Origin of the sequence: Pseudoalteromonas nanhaiensis, assembly GCF_051235485.1 — a bacterium.
GTDB lineage: Bacteria > Pseudomonadota > Gammaproteobacteria > Enterobacterales > Alteromonadaceae > Pseudoalteromonas > Pseudoalteromonas lipolytica_C.
This window is the reverse complement of sequence record NZ_JBPNYQ010000004.1, coordinates 1-15,525: the sequence shown is the minus strand read 5'-3', so window position 1 is coordinate 15,525 and position 15,525 is coordinate 1. Positions and strand designations below refer to the sequence as shown.

The 15,525-nt window shown below is 37.4% G+C and carries 15 protein-coding genes; 7 read left to right on the top strand and 8 right to left on the bottom strand.

The window, feature by feature from the left end:
* The first annotated feature begins 47 nt into the window (after positions 1–47).
* The 5 genes from ACSFVZ_RS05355 (at position 48) to bfr (ACSFVZ_RS05335) (ending at position 4,996) form a co-directional block, all read left to right on the top strand.
* Positions 48–1,118, top strand: a complete 1,071-nt coding sequence (locus ACSFVZ_RS05355; protein WP_435558415.1) for a PepSY-associated TM helix domain-containing protein — start codon at positions 48–50, stop codon at positions 1,116–1,118.
* 26 nt (positions 1,119–1,144) lie between these two features.
* Positions 1,145–1,480, top strand: a complete 336-nt coding sequence (locus ACSFVZ_RS05350) for a DUF3703 domain-containing protein (RefSeq protein ID WP_435558289.1) — start codon at positions 1,145–1,147, stop codon at positions 1,478–1,480.
* Positions 1,481–1,701: 221 nt separating this feature from the next.
* Entirely contained in the window at positions 1,702–3,837 is a 2,136-nt protein-coding gene (locus ACSFVZ_RS05345; protein ID WP_435558287.1) for a TonB-dependent receptor, read from the top strand.
* Positions 3,838–4,046: 209 nt separating this feature from the next.
* Entirely contained in the window at positions 4,047–4,520 is a 474-nt protein-coding gene (gene bfr, locus ACSFVZ_RS05340; protein ID WP_130052506.1) for a bacterioferritin, read from the top strand.
* Between the two features lie 11 nt (positions 4,521–4,531).
* A complete protein-coding gene (gene bfr, locus ACSFVZ_RS05335) occupies positions 4,532–4,996 on the top strand; it encodes a bacterioferritin (protein ID WP_062567995.1) in 465 nt (154 codons plus the stop codon).
* Between the two features lie 57 nt (positions 4,997–5,053).
* On the opposite strand, the gene ACSFVZ_RS05330 is transcribed toward bfr (ACSFVZ_RS05335), so the two are convergent.
* Both ACSFVZ_RS05330 and ACSFVZ_RS05325 read right to left on the bottom strand, forming a co-directional pair.
* The gene (locus ACSFVZ_RS05330; protein WP_135926491.1) at positions 5,054–5,527 is read right to left on the bottom strand and encodes a mechanosensitive ion channel family protein; all 474 of its coding nucleotides are present in this window, start codon (positions 5,525–5,527) and stop codon (positions 5,054–5,056) included.
* 59 nt (positions 5,528–5,586) lie between these two features.
* Positions 5,587–6,042 (bottom strand): hypothetical protein, encoded by a 456-nt coding sequence (locus ACSFVZ_RS05325; RefSeq protein ID WP_435558286.1) that lies wholly within the window; start codon positions 6,040–6,042, stop codon positions 5,587–5,589.
* Between the two features lie 183 nt (positions 6,043–6,225).
* On the opposite strand from ACSFVZ_RS05325, the gene ACSFVZ_RS05320 reads away from it, so the two are divergent.
* Positions 6,226–6,657, top strand: coding sequence for a DUF2541 family protein (locus ACSFVZ_RS05320; protein ID WP_062567998.1), 432 nt, complete (start codon positions 6,226–6,228; stop codon positions 6,655–6,657).
* A gap of 454 nt (positions 6,658–7,111) precedes the next feature.
* Here the strand turns inward: ACSFVZ_RS05320 and ACSFVZ_RS05315 are convergent, their stop codons facing one another.
* The 6 genes from ACSFVZ_RS05315 to ACSFVZ_RS05290 form a co-directional block, all read right to left on the bottom strand.
* Positions 7,112–7,669 carry a YbhB/YbcL family Raf kinase inhibitor-like protein gene (locus ACSFVZ_RS05315; protein ID WP_435558285.1) on the bottom strand — a complete coding sequence of 186 codons (558 nt, stop codon included), beginning with the start codon at positions 7,667–7,669 and terminating at the stop codon, positions 7,112–7,114.
* A 75-nt stretch (positions 7,670–7,744) separates the two neighbouring features.
* Positions 7,745–8,557: a helix-turn-helix transcriptional regulator gene (locus ACSFVZ_RS05310; protein WP_435558284.1), complete on the bottom strand. Its 813-nt coding sequence runs from the start codon at positions 8,555–8,557 to the stop codon at positions 7,745–7,747.
* Positions 8,558–8,851: 294 nt separating this feature from the next.
* The gene (locus ACSFVZ_RS05305; protein ID WP_435558283.1) at positions 8,852–9,214 is read right to left on the bottom strand and encodes a hypothetical protein; all 363 of its coding nucleotides are present in this window, start codon (positions 9,212–9,214) and stop codon (positions 8,852–8,854) included.
* A gap of 26 nt (positions 9,215–9,240) precedes the next feature.
* Entirely contained in the window at positions 9,241–9,633 is a 393-nt protein-coding gene (locus ACSFVZ_RS05300) for a hypothetical protein (protein WP_135926485.1), read from the bottom strand.
* Positions 9,634–9,722: 89 nt separating this feature from the next.
* Positions 9,723–10,133, bottom strand: coding sequence for a GFA family protein (locus ACSFVZ_RS05295; RefSeq protein WP_135926484.1), 411 nt, complete (start codon positions 10,131–10,133; stop codon positions 9,723–9,725).
* A 153-nt stretch (positions 10,134–10,286) separates the two neighbouring features.
* On the bottom strand, positions 10,287–10,769 hold the full coding sequence (locus ACSFVZ_RS05290) for a GAF domain-containing protein (RefSeq protein WP_135926483.1): 483 nt from the start codon (positions 10,767–10,769) through the stop codon (positions 10,287–10,289).
* Positions 10,770–10,838: 69 nt separating this feature from the next.
* On the opposite strand from ACSFVZ_RS05290, the gene ACSFVZ_RS05285 reads away from it, so the two are divergent.
* The gene (locus ACSFVZ_RS05285; protein WP_435558282.1) at positions 10,839–15,464 is read left to right on the top strand and encodes an ATP-binding protein; all 4,626 of its coding nucleotides are present in this window, start codon (positions 10,839–10,841) and stop codon (positions 15,462–15,464) included.
* Positions 15,465–15,525 lie beyond the last annotated feature (61 nt).

Sequence of the window (15,525 nt, the reverse complement as noted above, 5' to 3'; positions counted from 1 at the left end):
TTACAATTCAGTTTTGTTTTAACAGCAAACTGAAGGAACAAACTTTGTTGAAGTTGTGGTTACGTCGTACGCATTTCTTGCTTGCCTTAGTAAGCGGTTTATTTTTAATTTGTTTAAGCTTGACCGGCGCGTTGCTTATTTACGCAAAAGACATTCAATACCTTACTCAAAGCGATAAATGGACAGTAATGCCAGCACCTTCAGCACTAGATTTCGATGACCTCATCCAACACGTTTCTGCTACAACAAAACAACCCGTTACCCTGTTAATGCCTGAGCAGCGAAGTGATCTTGCTTGGCAATTACAGTTGGCCAATAACAAATATGTCAGTGTTAATCCATACAACGGTCAAGTGTTACATGAGTACGATTACTACAGTACGATTTATGGCTTTACCATGGCTTTGCACCGCTGGCTGCTTTATGAAGATGGCGATAAAAATCGCCCGCTAAGAAACTGGGTATCGGTGTGTGCGCTGATTCTTATTATTGAAATTCTGCTTGGCTTTTATATTTGGGTAAAGCCAAAAAATCGTATTAAGCGCTTGGCTATTAAGCGTAAAGCAAAGTTTAGAGTGCTGATGTATCAACTACATACCGTTCTAGGTGTGTATTTTTTAATTCCACTCATTTTAATTGCCTACACAGGTATGGCATTTAACTGGAAAGAACAAACCAAAGCCGTATTAGAATTTGTGATGCAAGGCACAGTTGAAGATAGACCTAAACCACCAGCAGTTATTTCCCCTTCAGCTGATACGCCTTTTCAAGTGCAAAAAGCGTTTGATAACGCACAAACTGTATTTCCTGAGGGTAAGTTATTTAGAATTTATTTACCGAAAAAACCAACTGATAACATAGGTTTTAGAATAGAGAACCCGGGTGAAAGCCATGCCTATAGTTGGGTATGGGCAAACCCATATTCAGCAGATATTGTTGCAAGCTATGATGCCAGCCAAAGCTCATGGACCACGCAAACATGGAACTTTAAATATAAGTTTCATATTGGTGATTTTGCAGGGCCTATTGTGCAATTACTATGGTTACTATTTGCTTTATCACCGTTATTTTTCACGATTTCGGGTGTTTACTTTTGGTACAAACGGCATTACAAATGAACAACTTTTATCAATAAAAAATTGCTATGAACAATGAGCTCAAACATGCCTTTAACACTGAAATGATATTGGCTAAAACTAGTTATGCAAAGACGGATTACACAAGCGCTTTTTATCACTTAGAGCGGGCTCATATTCTTGGCCAAAGCTATATCATTGCGCATACTTACTCACATTGGTGGATGTGTAAAATTGGTTTTAAAAACCATAATGCCAAGGAAATAATTGGTCAGTTTGCTCGCATGGCTGCTTCAATTGTGTTTTCGCGCATATGGGTTCCACTCGGTAACACCGGCGGCACTAATGTTAGCCCCTTCAAATCAATGCCTATACCTGATGACTTGAAACGTTTTTTAAGCTAAAGCCGCTTTAATCTGCAGTTACTTGTTTGCTATTAAACACGACAATCCACTATTTATCATGACTCTCCATTTAAGCCCTTTGGCTTAAGCATGCAAACACAAATGACTAAAACCTGCCAATTTATTATTGCAAATAATTATCATTAGCCTTGCCTTTACACTTCTTTACATTTAGACTGCCGCACAATCAAATAATAAATACTGATTTAACAAGGACAAGCATGTTAAAAACTTCACTGACTCTGGTCGCTCTTGCACTAAGCAGCCAATCTTTTGCTGATGATGCCATTAATAAAAAACTCACCGCAGAAGAAATGGAACACGTTGTTGTATCAGGCAGCCGTGTATTTGAAAGCATTGATGAAGTACCCGCTTCAGTCACGATTATTAGCCAAAAGCAAATTGAAGAGCATTTAAAAGTTAATCCAGAACTACAAAGCTTATTGGCGCAAATGGTACCCGGCCTTGCACCAGATACGGGTAGTTCTAGTAACACAGGTCAGAGTTTACGTGGCCGTGCACCACTTGTGATGATTGATGGTGTGCCACAATCTACACCACTGAGAAACGGCTCTTTAGGGGTTAAAACACTCGACCCAAGTGCCATTGCTCGTATCGAAGTGATCAAAGGTGCGACTTCAGTTTATGGTAATGGTGCATCGGGCGGTATTATTAACTACATCACAAAACAAGCAACAAGTGATGGTGCGCCAGAGGGTGAAATCAGCCTTTCGTCACGTTTTAGTGCAGTAAAACTAGAAGAAAGCGCTGGTGCGCGAGTCTCTGCGGCAATTAATGGTCGTGCTGATAAAATTAGCTATTTATTTACCGCAAGTTACGAAGAAAATGGCGTTCAACGCGACGCAGAAGGCGATATTCTTGGCTTGCAATATGGTTTATCTGACGCAGTAACAGAAAACTACTTCACCAAACTGGGTTATGATTTTGATGATGAGAAGCAGCTACAATTTAGCTATAACTACTTTAGCTCTCAGCAAAAAACCGATTTAGGTGATGTTGTAGGGGATCTTAATGATGGCGAAAAAACCTATGCCATTCATGTACCTAAAGAGCTGCAAAAGCAAGGTAAACCACAAGGCCCAGATGGTAACGAAAACATTACCTTAAAATACACAGACTACGCCCTATTTAGTAATACTCAAATGACTCTCGACCTTTACATGCAAGATATCGAGAATGTATTTTTCTTTTCTACAAGCTTAGCTAACCCAGACGAAGGCTACGAAGGCGGCCAATCAATTATTCGCTCTGAAAAGAAAGGTGCGCGCACTACCTTTAATACCCTTGTTGATTTTGACAATGTTGAAGCCACTTTCATTTATGGCCTAGATGCACTTAATGATGTGACGTCTCAGCCGCTAGTAGATGGCCGTGTTTGGGTACCAGAAATGGATATGGAAAGCCTTGCAGGCTTTTTACAAACTAAGTGGGTAATCGATAATGATTTAGTTATTAAAGCGGGTGTACGCCAAGAAAGCATAGATCTTGCTGTAGAGGACTATGAAACCTTAAAACTGTGCCGCTCAGCAACACAATGCTCAGTACCACTTAGCGTAGAAGGTGACACCATTGATTACGATGCAACCACTTACAATGTAGGTGTGAAATACAATTTACTTGAGGCCTTCAGCCCGTTTGCCAATTACTCGCAAGGATCTGATATCTCTGATATTGGTCGCTTATTACGCTCTGCAACAGTAAACGATATTGGTCTAATTCAAACAGAAGCATCAATCATCGATAACTATGAAGTTGGTTTTACCTCACAGTTTGATGACTTGCGTTTTGAATTTGCAGCTTACCGCAGCACATCAGAATTTGGCACCACGAATAGCTTCAATGAAGCAACGGGTGTTTATGAGCCAGTACGTGCGCCGCAAGAGATTTGGGGTTACGAAACACTGGTTGATTATAAAATTAACCCAACCCTAAAACTGGTTGCAACTTACAGCTATGTTGAAGGTAAAAACACCGAAGACGATATTTACTTAGGTTCTCGCCAAATCAGCCCACCAAAAGGTACAGCTAACTTAAACTGGCAGCCTAATGATGAATTATCACTTACGGTGAGTTATTTATATGTGGGCTCACGCAAACGCTTTGAACCAAATGCAGACGGTGACTATGTTGGCGATCAAGGCCCTATTAGCAGTTACAATCTATTCAACCTAAGCGGTCGTTATAACTTTAGTAAAAACTGGCAAGCGTTTATGGGTGTTGAAAACCTATTTAACAATGATTACTACCCTGCCCGCGCCCAGTCATACACCTACGGTGGCTATAACATTAAAGGTTTAGGTACCACTGTAACACTTGGTGCTACTTATCGCTTCTAAATTAATTTTTATTAGAACAACAAGCCCTTCTTAGTAAGGGCTTTTTTCATTTAAGAATAAAAACGATAAATTGTTCATTTATCAACCATTAACGCAAACTTAAACGAGAATCACACTCAATAGTAAACAACTGATTTACAAAGGAAAAAGTTTGCAATCTTGTTTTTATATACTACAATTACCGCAACTTGGAATTCGAGGACAGCATTATGAAAGGTAACCAAAAAGTCATCGATAGTTTTAACAAACTACTCGCAAACGAATTAGCCGCTATAGATCAATACTTTATTCATTCTCGTATGTATGACGATTGGGGCCTAAATAAGCTGTATGAGCGTCTTAACCACGAAATGGAAGAAGAAAAAGACCACGCTGATTGGTTAATTAAACGTATTCTATTCTTAGAAGGCGTACCAAACATGACTAAACGTCGTGATTTATTAATTGGTTCAGACGTTAAAAGCATGATGCAGAACGATTTAACACTTGAACTAGAAGTTGTTGATTGTGTTAAAGAAGCAATTTCTATCTGTGAACAAGAAAAAGACTATCAATCACGCGAAGTGCTTGAAAAGCTATTATTTGATACAGAAGAAGATCATGTGTACTGGTTAGAACAACAGCTTGGTCTAATCGACAAAATTGGTAGCCAAAACTACCACCAATCTCAAATGGGCGAATAGAGGCTAATTGTATGAAAGGCGATAAAAGCGTCATTGCTGCACTTAATAAAGTATTAGCGAATGAATTAGTGGGTATCAACCAATACTTTTTACACGCTCGTATGTTTAAAGATTTTGGTTTTTCAAAATTAGACAAAGCTGATTACAAAGTATCTATTCAAAAAATGAAAAATGCCGACCGTTTAATCGAGCGTATTTTGTTTTTAGAAGGTTTACCAAATTTACAAGATTTAGGTCGACTACGTATTGGTGAAAACTCTGAAGAAATGATCGAAGCTAACATGAGCTTTGAACTTGATTCATTACCTGATCTTAAAGAAGCAATTAAACTTGCTGAAGAGAAAAAAGATTACATCAGCCGTGAAGCGCTCGATAACATCTTAAATGAGCAAGAAGAACAGATTGATTGGCTTGAAACACAGCAGCAGTTAATCAAAACCGCAGGGCTTGAAAATTACCTGCAATCTCAAATGTAATTTGCTAAAACTTCAAAAAGCAGCCTAGGCTGCTTTTTTTATAGCTAGTTTTTGCTATTAATCGTCTTCACGATCAATGATTGACACTTTATTACTTAAAATTAAAGAGTTAGGGATTAAATGCACAGCTCCTTCGCCTTTAATTGTGATATAGCGCAAATTAAGATCAATCACAGTGCCCTTTGAATTACTCACTTCTATGTAATTACCAAGCTTAATAGGTTTATAAAGTACAATCATGACACCAGCAACTAGGTTTGAAATAGCATCTTTCAACGCAAAACCCAGTGCAAAGCCCGTTAAGCCTAAGCCTGCGACCAACGCCGCAACATCAAAACCGAGTTTCGATAACGCAAGCACAATAGCAATGAATAATAAAATAGCGCGCTGCGAGTTAGAAATTAGCCGGAAAGTTTCAAGTGCAGTTGAATCAAACCGACGTTGAAACTGTTTAATTGCCCGGTCAATTATGAGGCTTGCTATATAAAAGGCAGAAAGCACTAAAAATGCTTGAATGAGTTGGCTAGTCATAAGGTTTTCAATTAAAAAATAAAGCCCATCATAGGCTTAAATTTGCATGAGGAAAACATTTATTGTTTTTCAAACACACATGAAATGTCAGGTTTATCCAATGTATAAGTGATATTGCCATTATCTTTAAAACGCAAATCTTCAGTTGTTGAGCCATTATCGTCTTCATTATCACAGCGAAAGTAGCGCTTGGTTCTAACAATACCATTTACAAAGTACTTTAGCTTCGAGCTAACAACACAAAAGTTTGGGATTTTTTTTACCTGCGTACCGTTATGCAAATCACTAAAGTCAATTAGCGTGCCTAAACTAAAACCTTGTGTGGGTGTTTTGATTAATGAGAATGATGCATTTTGGCACACTGCGTCACTGCCCTCTTTGGCTGCATACTCCCCTTGTTTATCTTTAATTAAAGACAAAAATTGGGTTTTATTACTCGGCTTAACATCTAGCAATGCACTTGCTAACGTTGAGTTTGAGAACAAAAAAGCAACTATCCAAAAGTAAGATCTCATTTAAATTCCATAAACTATAAACACTTAATTAGCATAGCATGCCATTTAAGCTTGGTGAATCTAAGAACCATATTGTTAATACGACTAAAATATGAATTTGGTTTTATTTAATCATTTCTAGATAAGCAATTACTTTATTTATGTGCTATATCTTTGAATGATCATAATTTTGGAGGGAATCAAATGAAAATAATTAAACTATTAGCTTTAACTACTTTACTAACATTAGCCAGTACACATAGTTTTGCTGGTGATGACGAGTGGAAAACTATCGCTGAGAAAAAAGTTAGTTACAAGAGCGAAACTGATACCGTAAACCCTATTACCAGCAGCCGTTATAGTCACATTAAAGTTAAATGCACGCATGGCACAGTGAACCTTAAAAGTATTAAAGTCATCATGAATAATGGTGAAGAAAAGGTATTTGAAAACCTGGGTGTTCTAACCAAAGGGATGTCATCACGTAGCTTAAGTTTACCAGACAAAAACGACGCGAAACTCGATAAAATAAAACTTGAATATGAATCTGTAGGCAGCACAGCACTTAGTATGGCAGGTGTGACCGAAAAAGCCGAAGTTGAAATCCTCGCGAAAAAAGCAAAGAAAGATGATTAAAGTTGCGAGTCAATGATGTTTGAGGCCATACTCTTTCTCAAGTAGCGGCCTCTTTCTGCCGCTACTTTTTTAAGAGCAGATGCGCGAAACAAGTTTCACGCCTTCGTGTGCCCTTGTAGGTCGCCATTTATGGCGACAAAAACCGTGGAGATTTTCACGTAGGAACGGCTTCAGCCGTGAACCTGAAAACTTCGGCGTTGAAACGCCCTTGTAAACTTGTAACTCGATAACTTTACCCTTTAATCGCGCTAAAGCACGACCTACATAATATCGCGCGAAACAAGTTTCACGCCTTCGAGTGCCCTTGTAGGTCGCCATTTATGGCGACAAAAACCGTGGAGATTTTCACGTAGGAACGGCTTCAGCCGTGAACCTTAGTGTTCGGCGTTAAAACGCCTCCTACAAGCTTTACCCTCGAAACTCGCTAACTTTACTCTTGCAGCTCGCTACTCTCTCAACGCTTATAAAGCGCCTCAATTGTTGCTGAATCAAGCGAATAAGCATTGATCATATAACCTGCTAACGCACCTGATGCGTTCTCTGGTAATTCAAGCTTTTGTGATAACGCATGCAGTGTAAATTGATATCTGTGAGCGCCATGACCTTCTGGTGGGCAGGCACCGCCAAAGCCTTTAAAACCATAATCATTTGTTATTTGTACACTCCCTTTAGGCAAAGCATTCTTGTCAGCATTTCCAGCATCGCTCGCTAAGCTTGATACTGATTTAGGAATGTTTACAACTTGCCAATGCCACCAGCCACTGCCTGTAGGGGCATCAGGATCATAAACGGTCAATGCGAATGCTTCAGTCCCTTTCGGAGCATTTTGCCAAGCAAGTTGTGGTGATAGGTTATCGCCGTTACAACCAAATCCCTTGAACTCTTGCGAAGTACTCATAAACTCACCATGAGCAATGTCTTTACTTGTTAAGGTAAAAGACTCAGCGAATGTGGTGCCAGACAAACATAGCAGGAATAATGGCGTGGCAATTTTCAATGTTGATGATTTCATAATATTCTCCGATTAATAAGAATAATCATAATACCTAGCAAAGAGAGATCAAATTAGTACCAAAACTGTCAATTATTAGCCTACTTCGCTCATTATTGTTTTACGAAGAGCTGTTGGAGTCGTATTAAACAACAGTTTAAATTTATCTGTGAATCTAGATTGCGACGAAAAACCACATTGCTGCGCAATAGCTCCAATAGGCTCTGAGCTGCTTTGAATTAAATGTAGCCCATGGCTTAAACGCGCTTTATCTTTAATTAACTGAAAACTACTTTCTTCTGCGGTTAACTTTCTTCTGAGTGTAGATTCGCTCATCGCTAACGTAGCTGCAATACTGTTTGCATCCCAATCACGCGTTAAATCACTCGCGATGATAGTATGTACTTTATGAGTCAGTGTTGGTGGCTCAATGATTGAACCTAAATCAATAAAGCCCTGCAAAAATAACACCTGTAGAAGCTCTTGCCTTCTATTTGGCCATAATTGTGGTGGTGTTACTGCAGCCCATTCAATAAATTGTTTTAAGGACATTTGAAACAAAGAGTCTACTTGCCCATTAATGAACTTTTTCTTTGCTCCCGATTGATATTTCAAACACTCAAAGTCTGTGTAATCAAACTCAATCAATAACGCCATATAACCAATATTTTGCGGAATGTTGCGCATGGCGACCTTAGGTGTATTTGCCATAAAGACAAAATCGCCTGCATTGCAGTTAACTTCTTCTGTATCAATTAGTCTTTTACTGCCAGACAACACAACGACAAGTAATGGTTTTGCGATAGGCACATTAACTATGTGCTGTTCATCATTAGCGCAATAAATCGAAAACGGTAAAGACTGATGTTGCTTTACTGCGCTTAAACCTATCTCTATCAATTCATTCATATTTTTCAGTGTTTTTTATTGAACTCGAAGGAACGGATTGGACCGTGATTCTTAGTTATTCGGCGTTAAAACGCTACCGGCTAACTTTACACTTTAATCGCACTAAAGCACGACCTACATAATATCGCGCGAAACAAGTTTCACGCCTACGGTAGGATACATTAGGTACTAGGGTTTAGGCTCTAGGACGCGATGTAAAATCGCTGCTACTTGCTCGACGTTGAAACGCCTCCTACAAACTTTCCCCTTGCAACTCGCTAACTTTACTCTCGTATCTCGATAACTTTAACCCAATCAAACAAGCATACTGTTTAATATCATTCCTGGCATTAAAAATACCATTGCAAAAGAAAATGATCCGGTGAGTGCAACTGCAAGACAGCAAAATGCAGTTTGCATTAAAAAGACGTTGGGTTTACCAGAGGCACTTTTTTGAAATGACACATAGGCAAGTAACAGGTTTTCTCTAATTTTTTGAAGGTAAGAACACGCTACTCTGATGATTGGCAAGCTGTAAATTGCTAAAAAAGCAAATACAACTTCTATTCCACCAAAATGAAATAACAGTGCAATCTCAGGTGAGAACCAACCAACAATAGCTATCAAGCACCAAAATGCAGCTTTTTGATATTTAGTTAGTTCTTGCCATTTGATCATCGTTTTCTTTGTATTCCCAGTTACATTTAAATTAAGTGAGCAGCTGATTTGTCTAATTTAGTTACATAAGCTTTGAGCTCTGCAAGCTGAAGTTTTTCGCCTTGGTGAGCATTCATCGCTTTGGCAAAATAGCTATTGGCTTGCTGCTGATCACCTGCATGCTCATGAATGATTCCAATTCGAAGATAAGTAAAAGCAAGATTATTTGGGCCTATTTCTGTTTGCAGAGTTTTAGCAGTATCAAGCTCAAGAATTCTTGCAAGTGAATTTAACGCATAGAGCGCACTATCATGTGAGCCATTTATGTACTGAGAATGAGCAAGTTCTAGCTCTTTTTTAAGAAACTCAGCTGTAATTTCATTTGCGTTTGTAGGTACTGCTAACGAGACTAAAGCAGCTAAGGTTAAAACTTTAAACATATTAAACCTCCCTTTAAAATGTGTTTACAGATTAATCAAACGAGATTAACTGGTCAAACTTTATACAAGAAAGCAAATTATCAACGAGCTTAATCGCGACCAAAACCAATCAACTTTTTGCCATTTAGGCCATTTTTATGCCATTCGGTTTGCTCTTCACAGAAAATCTGCGCATCTAATTCTTTACTTGGCTCTTCGTTTAGACTGCCTGCAGGAACAAGCAAATAACTGTTATCTTTTGCAGTGAATGGCAAAGCGGAACCACAGGTTTTACAAAACGCCCGTGATAACGCACGACCAGGGTAATTAAATCGCGTAATGTGCTGTTGGCCTTTTACCCATTCAATAGCATCCGGCGAGGTAAACAAATTTGCGGCATGTGCTGTGCCTGATAATTTTCGACACTGCTCGCAATGACAAAAGAAAAAACGTTTAAAGTTGTCAGTTACTTTGTAGCTTACTTCACCACAACAACACCCACCGGTTAGAGTTTTTGCCATTATATGCTCCTTATTATTGTGTTATAAAACGGCGTTTAACAATGCGCTAAAAATTAATTTTAGGTAATAAAAAAGTTTATACTGACATTCAGTATAATCTATGTGATTGATACAGATTAGAAAACAATTTACGACGAAAAACAATAAAGATAATTAATTTTCAATTAGTTGCATTACATCTGATGCTAGTTTGACTAAAATTTGAGTATCATTTTCAGAAAAATCTCTTGGCTGTGTATCAATAATACAAAGTGTCCCGAGTATAACACCAGTCTTAGCAATCAAAGGTGCTCCGGCATAAAAGCGGATATAAGGCTCCCCAGTAACAAGCGGATTATCTAAAAAACGTTCATCAAATAGAGCATTAGTAACTATCAAGGGTTTAGTATCAAGGATTGCATGACCACAAAATGATATATCACGAGGGGTTTCGCAAACATCCAGCCCTACTTTAGATTTAAACCATTGACGGTGTGAATCTACAATACTAACTAATGCGATCGGAACACAAAACAGTTTAGCTATAAAATCTGTAATTCGATCTATATCAACATTTTCTTCTGAATCTAACAAGTTTAACGAATTCAGATATTCAAGCCTCAAAGTTTCATTTTCAGGTTGTATTGGAACCTTCATTTTCTCGCCATTAGACAGATTGTATTAATAAACTATAGTTTCCATTAACCGTTTTTGTTAGGACCTGATGTGAATTATTTTATTAAGTTCATTCTGTACTTTCTTTTATCAATTATTGGCATATCACTCTTTTATGTCGAAATTAACGAGTACAACCAACAAAAGGTCTTTAACAAAAGCCTTAATCAATACATTGTTAACCTTGAAGGGCTAGCTAAAGTAAATAACCTTATTTTTTCCCTGCAACGTGAACGCGGAATGTCAACTGGGTTAAAGGGTGAAAAGGATTATTTAGAGCGACTTAACACCTATATCAAGGCAACTAATTTTAGCATTGATGATGTGAAAGCGGCCGATCAGTCAGATTATTTTAAGGAGTTTGCGACGCAAGTTGAAAATGACATAAGGTCTATTAGAAATGAAAACCAACTAGCAAGTAAAAGCAAAGAAAGTATTTTTAAAAGCTACTCGGTTTTGATTACCCTGCTATTAAAAAAAGTACGAATTGTTGAAGCCGAGCAGCAGTTTTTTATTCGCCAAAGTAATGATAATAACCTTGAAGCGTTAGATTTATACACTTTACTAAGAGCAATTGAATTAGGTGGGCAGCTCAGAGCAAAAGTTGCAAGATACATAACATCTGAAGATGAACAAGTTAAATTAGTAGTCTTACGAGAAGCACTTAATCTTCATTCTCAACATAATTCATTGATTAAAAATTTATTTAATGACCAAGATGCTAATATCTACAATAATCAAAACAAGCTATTAATAGAAAATTTAATCAACTCACTATCTCAAGGCAAAGCAACTGGAAAAATCACCAAGTTTGAATGGTGGGATATCAGTACAGCTTATTTGAATGAGCTTATAGAACACAGTAATACCATCATCTCTGAAATGCGGTTGAGTGCACAAAAATTGAAGACGCAAGGTGAAGAAAAGACTTTGCTTGCACTTTGCTTTGCCGTTATTGGCGGGATATTATGTGTTGCTTCAATATGTATGATTATTCGGCTATTATCGCTAAGCAAGGACAAGCGTTTAAACTACAGTACTGCAACCACAATTCAACTTATTATTACCTTTGTGGGAATAACCTCTGTTTTGTTTGTTGAACACTATGCAAGTCAAAAACTTTTAAAATATCAATCAAACATTGAGATATTAAGAAACCTAAACCTTCAAGCGATAGATAATATCTATACATTTGACCAACTTTGGCAAAAGCAGAAAGCCAATCAAATGTTGAGCGCACTTTCCTCCATACAACATCAAAATCATTTAGATTTTAACGAAATGGATCTAGATGAGCCCCGTGATCTTCAATTTCTTAATAGTATGAACCTGCAAAGTATCATCCAATCTGAGCGTGAAGCTATCAATGAAGGTCGAATTATTTCAAAAGCAATTGAGACACCTGCAAATGGTGTTATTTACCTCATCGCAGGTTTAAAAATCTCGCAAAGTGGATTAACTAATACACTCATAGTCTATGAGGTGAGTCTTAACCATTTGATAGCTAAAGCGCGAGAGAAAATAATCACATTAGAAAATATGCCCAGAGCTGGTTACTTTGTAGAAGACGACTTACTTTCATTTAAAAGCCTGATAAATAAAAATTCTAATCAATATGATAAATCAGAGCTACTCAGTGCATATGTATGGGATCAAGAGCTAAATTTAGGGAGCTACTCATATGAAAGCTCAAAAAATAAAAATGCGTTTTTATCTACTATTCAAAGTAAATTTATCTGGCAAGTTAGTTCGTTGTTTTTCTTATTTCTACTAATCCTATATGTAAGTAATAAGTCACAACAAAAAAATAGAAAACAAGCAATACTCGCACAAGACAATATAAAAACAAGACAGCTATTTATGAGTGCTTCCGAACAGCTCGCTTCTATTGGCAGTTTTGAAGTAGACATAGAGACAAAATGGGTAAATACATCTGAAGGATTTAGAAACTTATTCAATCTTCCTTTAGATACTGAATTCGTAAAAATAAAAGCTATCCTAAAGCGGTTTGATCAAACTCAGCGAAACAAAATTATTAACCAATTAAAAAACCAAAATTTAATGCAAACCTCTGAGTTACAGTTAACGCTTGCAGAACGTCAAACAAGGCACTTCAACCTTGTTTCAAAAATACGCTTCAAAGAAAGCTCTCAAACATACACATTAGTTGGTGTTGTAAAAGAGACAACGACTCAAGTTTACGAGTCCGAAAAACAAAAAAGGATCCAGCTTGAATTAGACTCAGCTCGCAAAGAAGCTCTTAACAAAATGAGTGAAGCTGAAAAAGAAAGAAAAGAGACACAAAAACTACTGACAATTAAACGCTCTACAGAGAAGCTGCTACAAGAAGCAATAAATGCTTTTCCGGCTTCGATAATTATGCTTAATAGTGAGCAAGAAATTACGATGAAAAACCTTTACCCTGATCCGCTTGTTACGAGCCAAGTTAATACAGCTACATTCATGGGGGTTGAAATATCAAAAGGAGATAACGTACTAAATATTATTAAAAATTTACCTTTAGTTGAAAAAGATGAATTACTAGATATGTTACATAGCAGTTCTGCAGCAGAAGAATATTGCTGCGAATTAAAATGCAAGTATCTCGTTGACTCTTTTGAGTATTGGTTTGAAATCTTATTAAAGAATATTGCCACTGATTCGGGAAAATACACCTTAATTTACCAAACGAATATAACCAGTAATATAAATTCAGCTAAAGAGTTACAAGCTGCTAAAGTGAATGCAGAATTAGCAAGTGAAGCTAAATCACGTTTCTTAGCAACCATGAGCCATGAAATTAGGACACCTATGAATGGCGTAATTGGAATGTTGGATATGTTGGGTGAGTCACATTTAGACCCTGAACAACAACATTTAGCACATGTAGCGAAAAGCTCAGCATTAATTTTACTTCGTATAATCAATGATATTTTAGACTTTTCTAAAATTGAAGCGGGTAAAATGCAATTAGAATACTTAGCATTTGATTGGCTAGACATAATTAAAGAGTTAGCTGAGCTGCTGGCCTACCAAGCTAATAATAAAAAATTAAAGTTAGCCTTTTACTTTTCTTCTGAATTAGCAATTAAACAGCTAGGTGACCCTGTAAGGCTAAGACAAATTTTACTTAACCTAGTAGGAAATGCGCTTAAATTTACTAAAACAACAGCGACTTTATCTGGGTTAATAGAAGTGTCTATAACGCCAAGTGAGCAGCCAGGCTTCTATTTAATCGGTGTAAAAGACAATGGTAAAGGCATGTCGAATCAACAAGTAGATAAACTTTTTACACCTTTTGAACAAGCAGATAACAGCATTCAGCGCCAATATGGCGGCACAGGTTTAGGGTTATCTATCACCAACAAACTGGTTGGCATGATGCAGGGTGAAATTGATTGTCAAAGTCTCGAAGGTGTTGGTAGCCAGTTTGTTGTAAAGTTACCACTTAATGCGCAGCAAGAAGTCGCAGACTTTTCGTTCAAGCTTACAGAAATAAAAATTGCCGTTGTCGGTGATGAAGATAAGTTTGAAACCGACTTAAATGCTCACCTCACTAGACTGCAAGCTAATTGCGAAGTGATCCCAAGAGAATTATTCAATGCGCAACTAGTCGATAGTCAAAGATATGACTATCTTATTATCACTGCAGAGTCTTTCCAGCAGCTTACTACAGAAGGCAAAGACGTATTCATAGATGGTAGTCGTTGCCATTATATCTTACTTGATAATAACCAAGATAAATTACCTAAACCAAGCAATGTTAATATCTCTAGTCTGCCTTTATACCCATACTATGCCTCAAAGGTGAGTACACACATAGCACAATTAGAAAATATCATCGCTAAAGAAAATGAAGACTCCCGAAGCTTAAACTCAGCAATGTCACTACCAAGTATTAAAGAGGCTGAGCGCTTGCAAGAGCTAATACTTGTTGTTGAAGACAATGTTTATAATCAAGACTTATTTAAACGCCAGTTAGCAACTCTGGGCTTTCAATGCGTCATTGCGGACAACGGCAAAATAGCACTGCAATTGCTAGAGCAATTTGATTTTGCGCTAATTATTTCTGATTGCCATATGCCAGTGATGGATGGTTATGAGTTCACAAAACAAAGGCGCATCATTGAAAAGCAAAATAATCTGCCTGCATTACCAATTATCGCCGCAACTGCTAATGCTTTAGATGGCGAAGAGCAAATTTGCTTGGCGTGTGGCATGAATGACTATTTAGCGAAGCCAATATTACTGCAAGAATTGAATAAAAAATTAAAACGTTGGTTAAATGGTAAATCGACACAACCAATTGAGAAGGAAGATCAAGCATCTCAAATTAGCAAGTTACACACTGAGTCTAGAAACAAAGCTCCTTTTATACAATTAGACGTGCTAGAAAACTATGTAGGAACAGATAAAAGCCTACAAAAATTGTTTCTAGAGAAATTTGTTAGCGACTCAGAGAAGCTAATTAACCAGTTGAATCTTGATGAGCCTAATAATATTAAAGATATTGCCCATCAGCTAAAAACTTCTGCTAAAACGGTAGGGAGCAACCAACTAGCTGACACACTTCAAGAATTAGAAGAGGTGAGTCAGAAAGGATCATTACAAGAAATCGAAATGTTAATTAAGCAGTGTAAAATGCTGTTCAGGAGTGCACATGTAGTGGTCAACTAATTTTGGCCACAGTTTTAGAATCTTGGTATCTAACCTCTGATTCATTTGGCGCTAAACCAGC

Bases quoted from the DNA above. Each gene is read 5' to 3' on its own strand.
- ACSFVZ_RS05320 (WP_062567998.1), top strand. From the start codon at position 6,226: ATGAAAATAATTAAACTATTAGCTTTAACTACTTTACTAACATTAGCC.
- ACSFVZ_RS05350 (WP_435558289.1), top strand. From the start codon at position 1,145: ATGAACAATGAGCTCAAACATGCCTTTAACACTGAAATGATATTGGCT.
- bfr (WP_130052506.1), top strand. From the start codon at position 4,047: ATGAAAGGTAACCAAAAAGTCATCGATAGTTTTAACAAACTACTCGCA.
- ACSFVZ_RS05315 (WP_435558285.1), bottom strand. From the start codon at position 7,669: ATGAAATCATCAACATTGAAAATTGCCACGCCATTATTCCTGCTATGT.
- bfr (WP_062567995.1), top strand. From the start codon at position 4,532: ATGAAAGGCGATAAAAGCGTCATTGCTGCACTTAATAAAGTATTAGCG.
- ACSFVZ_RS05330 (WP_135926491.1), bottom strand. From the start codon at position 5,527: ATGACTAGCCAACTCATTCAAGCATTTTTAGTGCTTTCTGCCTTTTAT.
- ACSFVZ_RS05325 (WP_435558286.1), bottom strand. From the start codon at position 6,042: ATGAGATCTTACTTTTGGATAGTTGCTTTTTTGTTCTCAAACTCAACG.
- ACSFVZ_RS05290 (WP_135926483.1), bottom strand. From the start codon at position 10,769: ATGAAGGTTCCAATACAACCTGAAAATGAAACTTTGAGGCTTGAATAT.
- ACSFVZ_RS05300 (WP_135926485.1), bottom strand. From the start codon at position 9,633: ATGTTTAAAGTTTTAACCTTAGCTGCTTTAGTCTCGTTAGCAGTACCT.
- ACSFVZ_RS05345 (WP_435558287.1), top strand. From the start codon at position 1,702: ATGTTAAAAACTTCACTGACTCTGGTCGCTCTTGCACTAAGCAGCCAA.
- ACSFVZ_RS05305 (WP_435558283.1), bottom strand. From the start codon at position 9,214: ATGATCAAATGGCAAGAACTAACTAAATATCAAAAAGCTGCATTTTGG.
- ACSFVZ_RS05295 (WP_135926484.1), bottom strand. From the start codon at position 10,133: ATGGCAAAAACTCTAACCGGTGGGTGTTGTTGTGGTGAAGTAAGCTAC.
- ACSFVZ_RS05310 (WP_435558284.1), bottom strand. From the start codon at position 8,557: ATGAATGAATTGATAGAGATAGGTTTAAGCGCAGTAAAGCAACATCAG.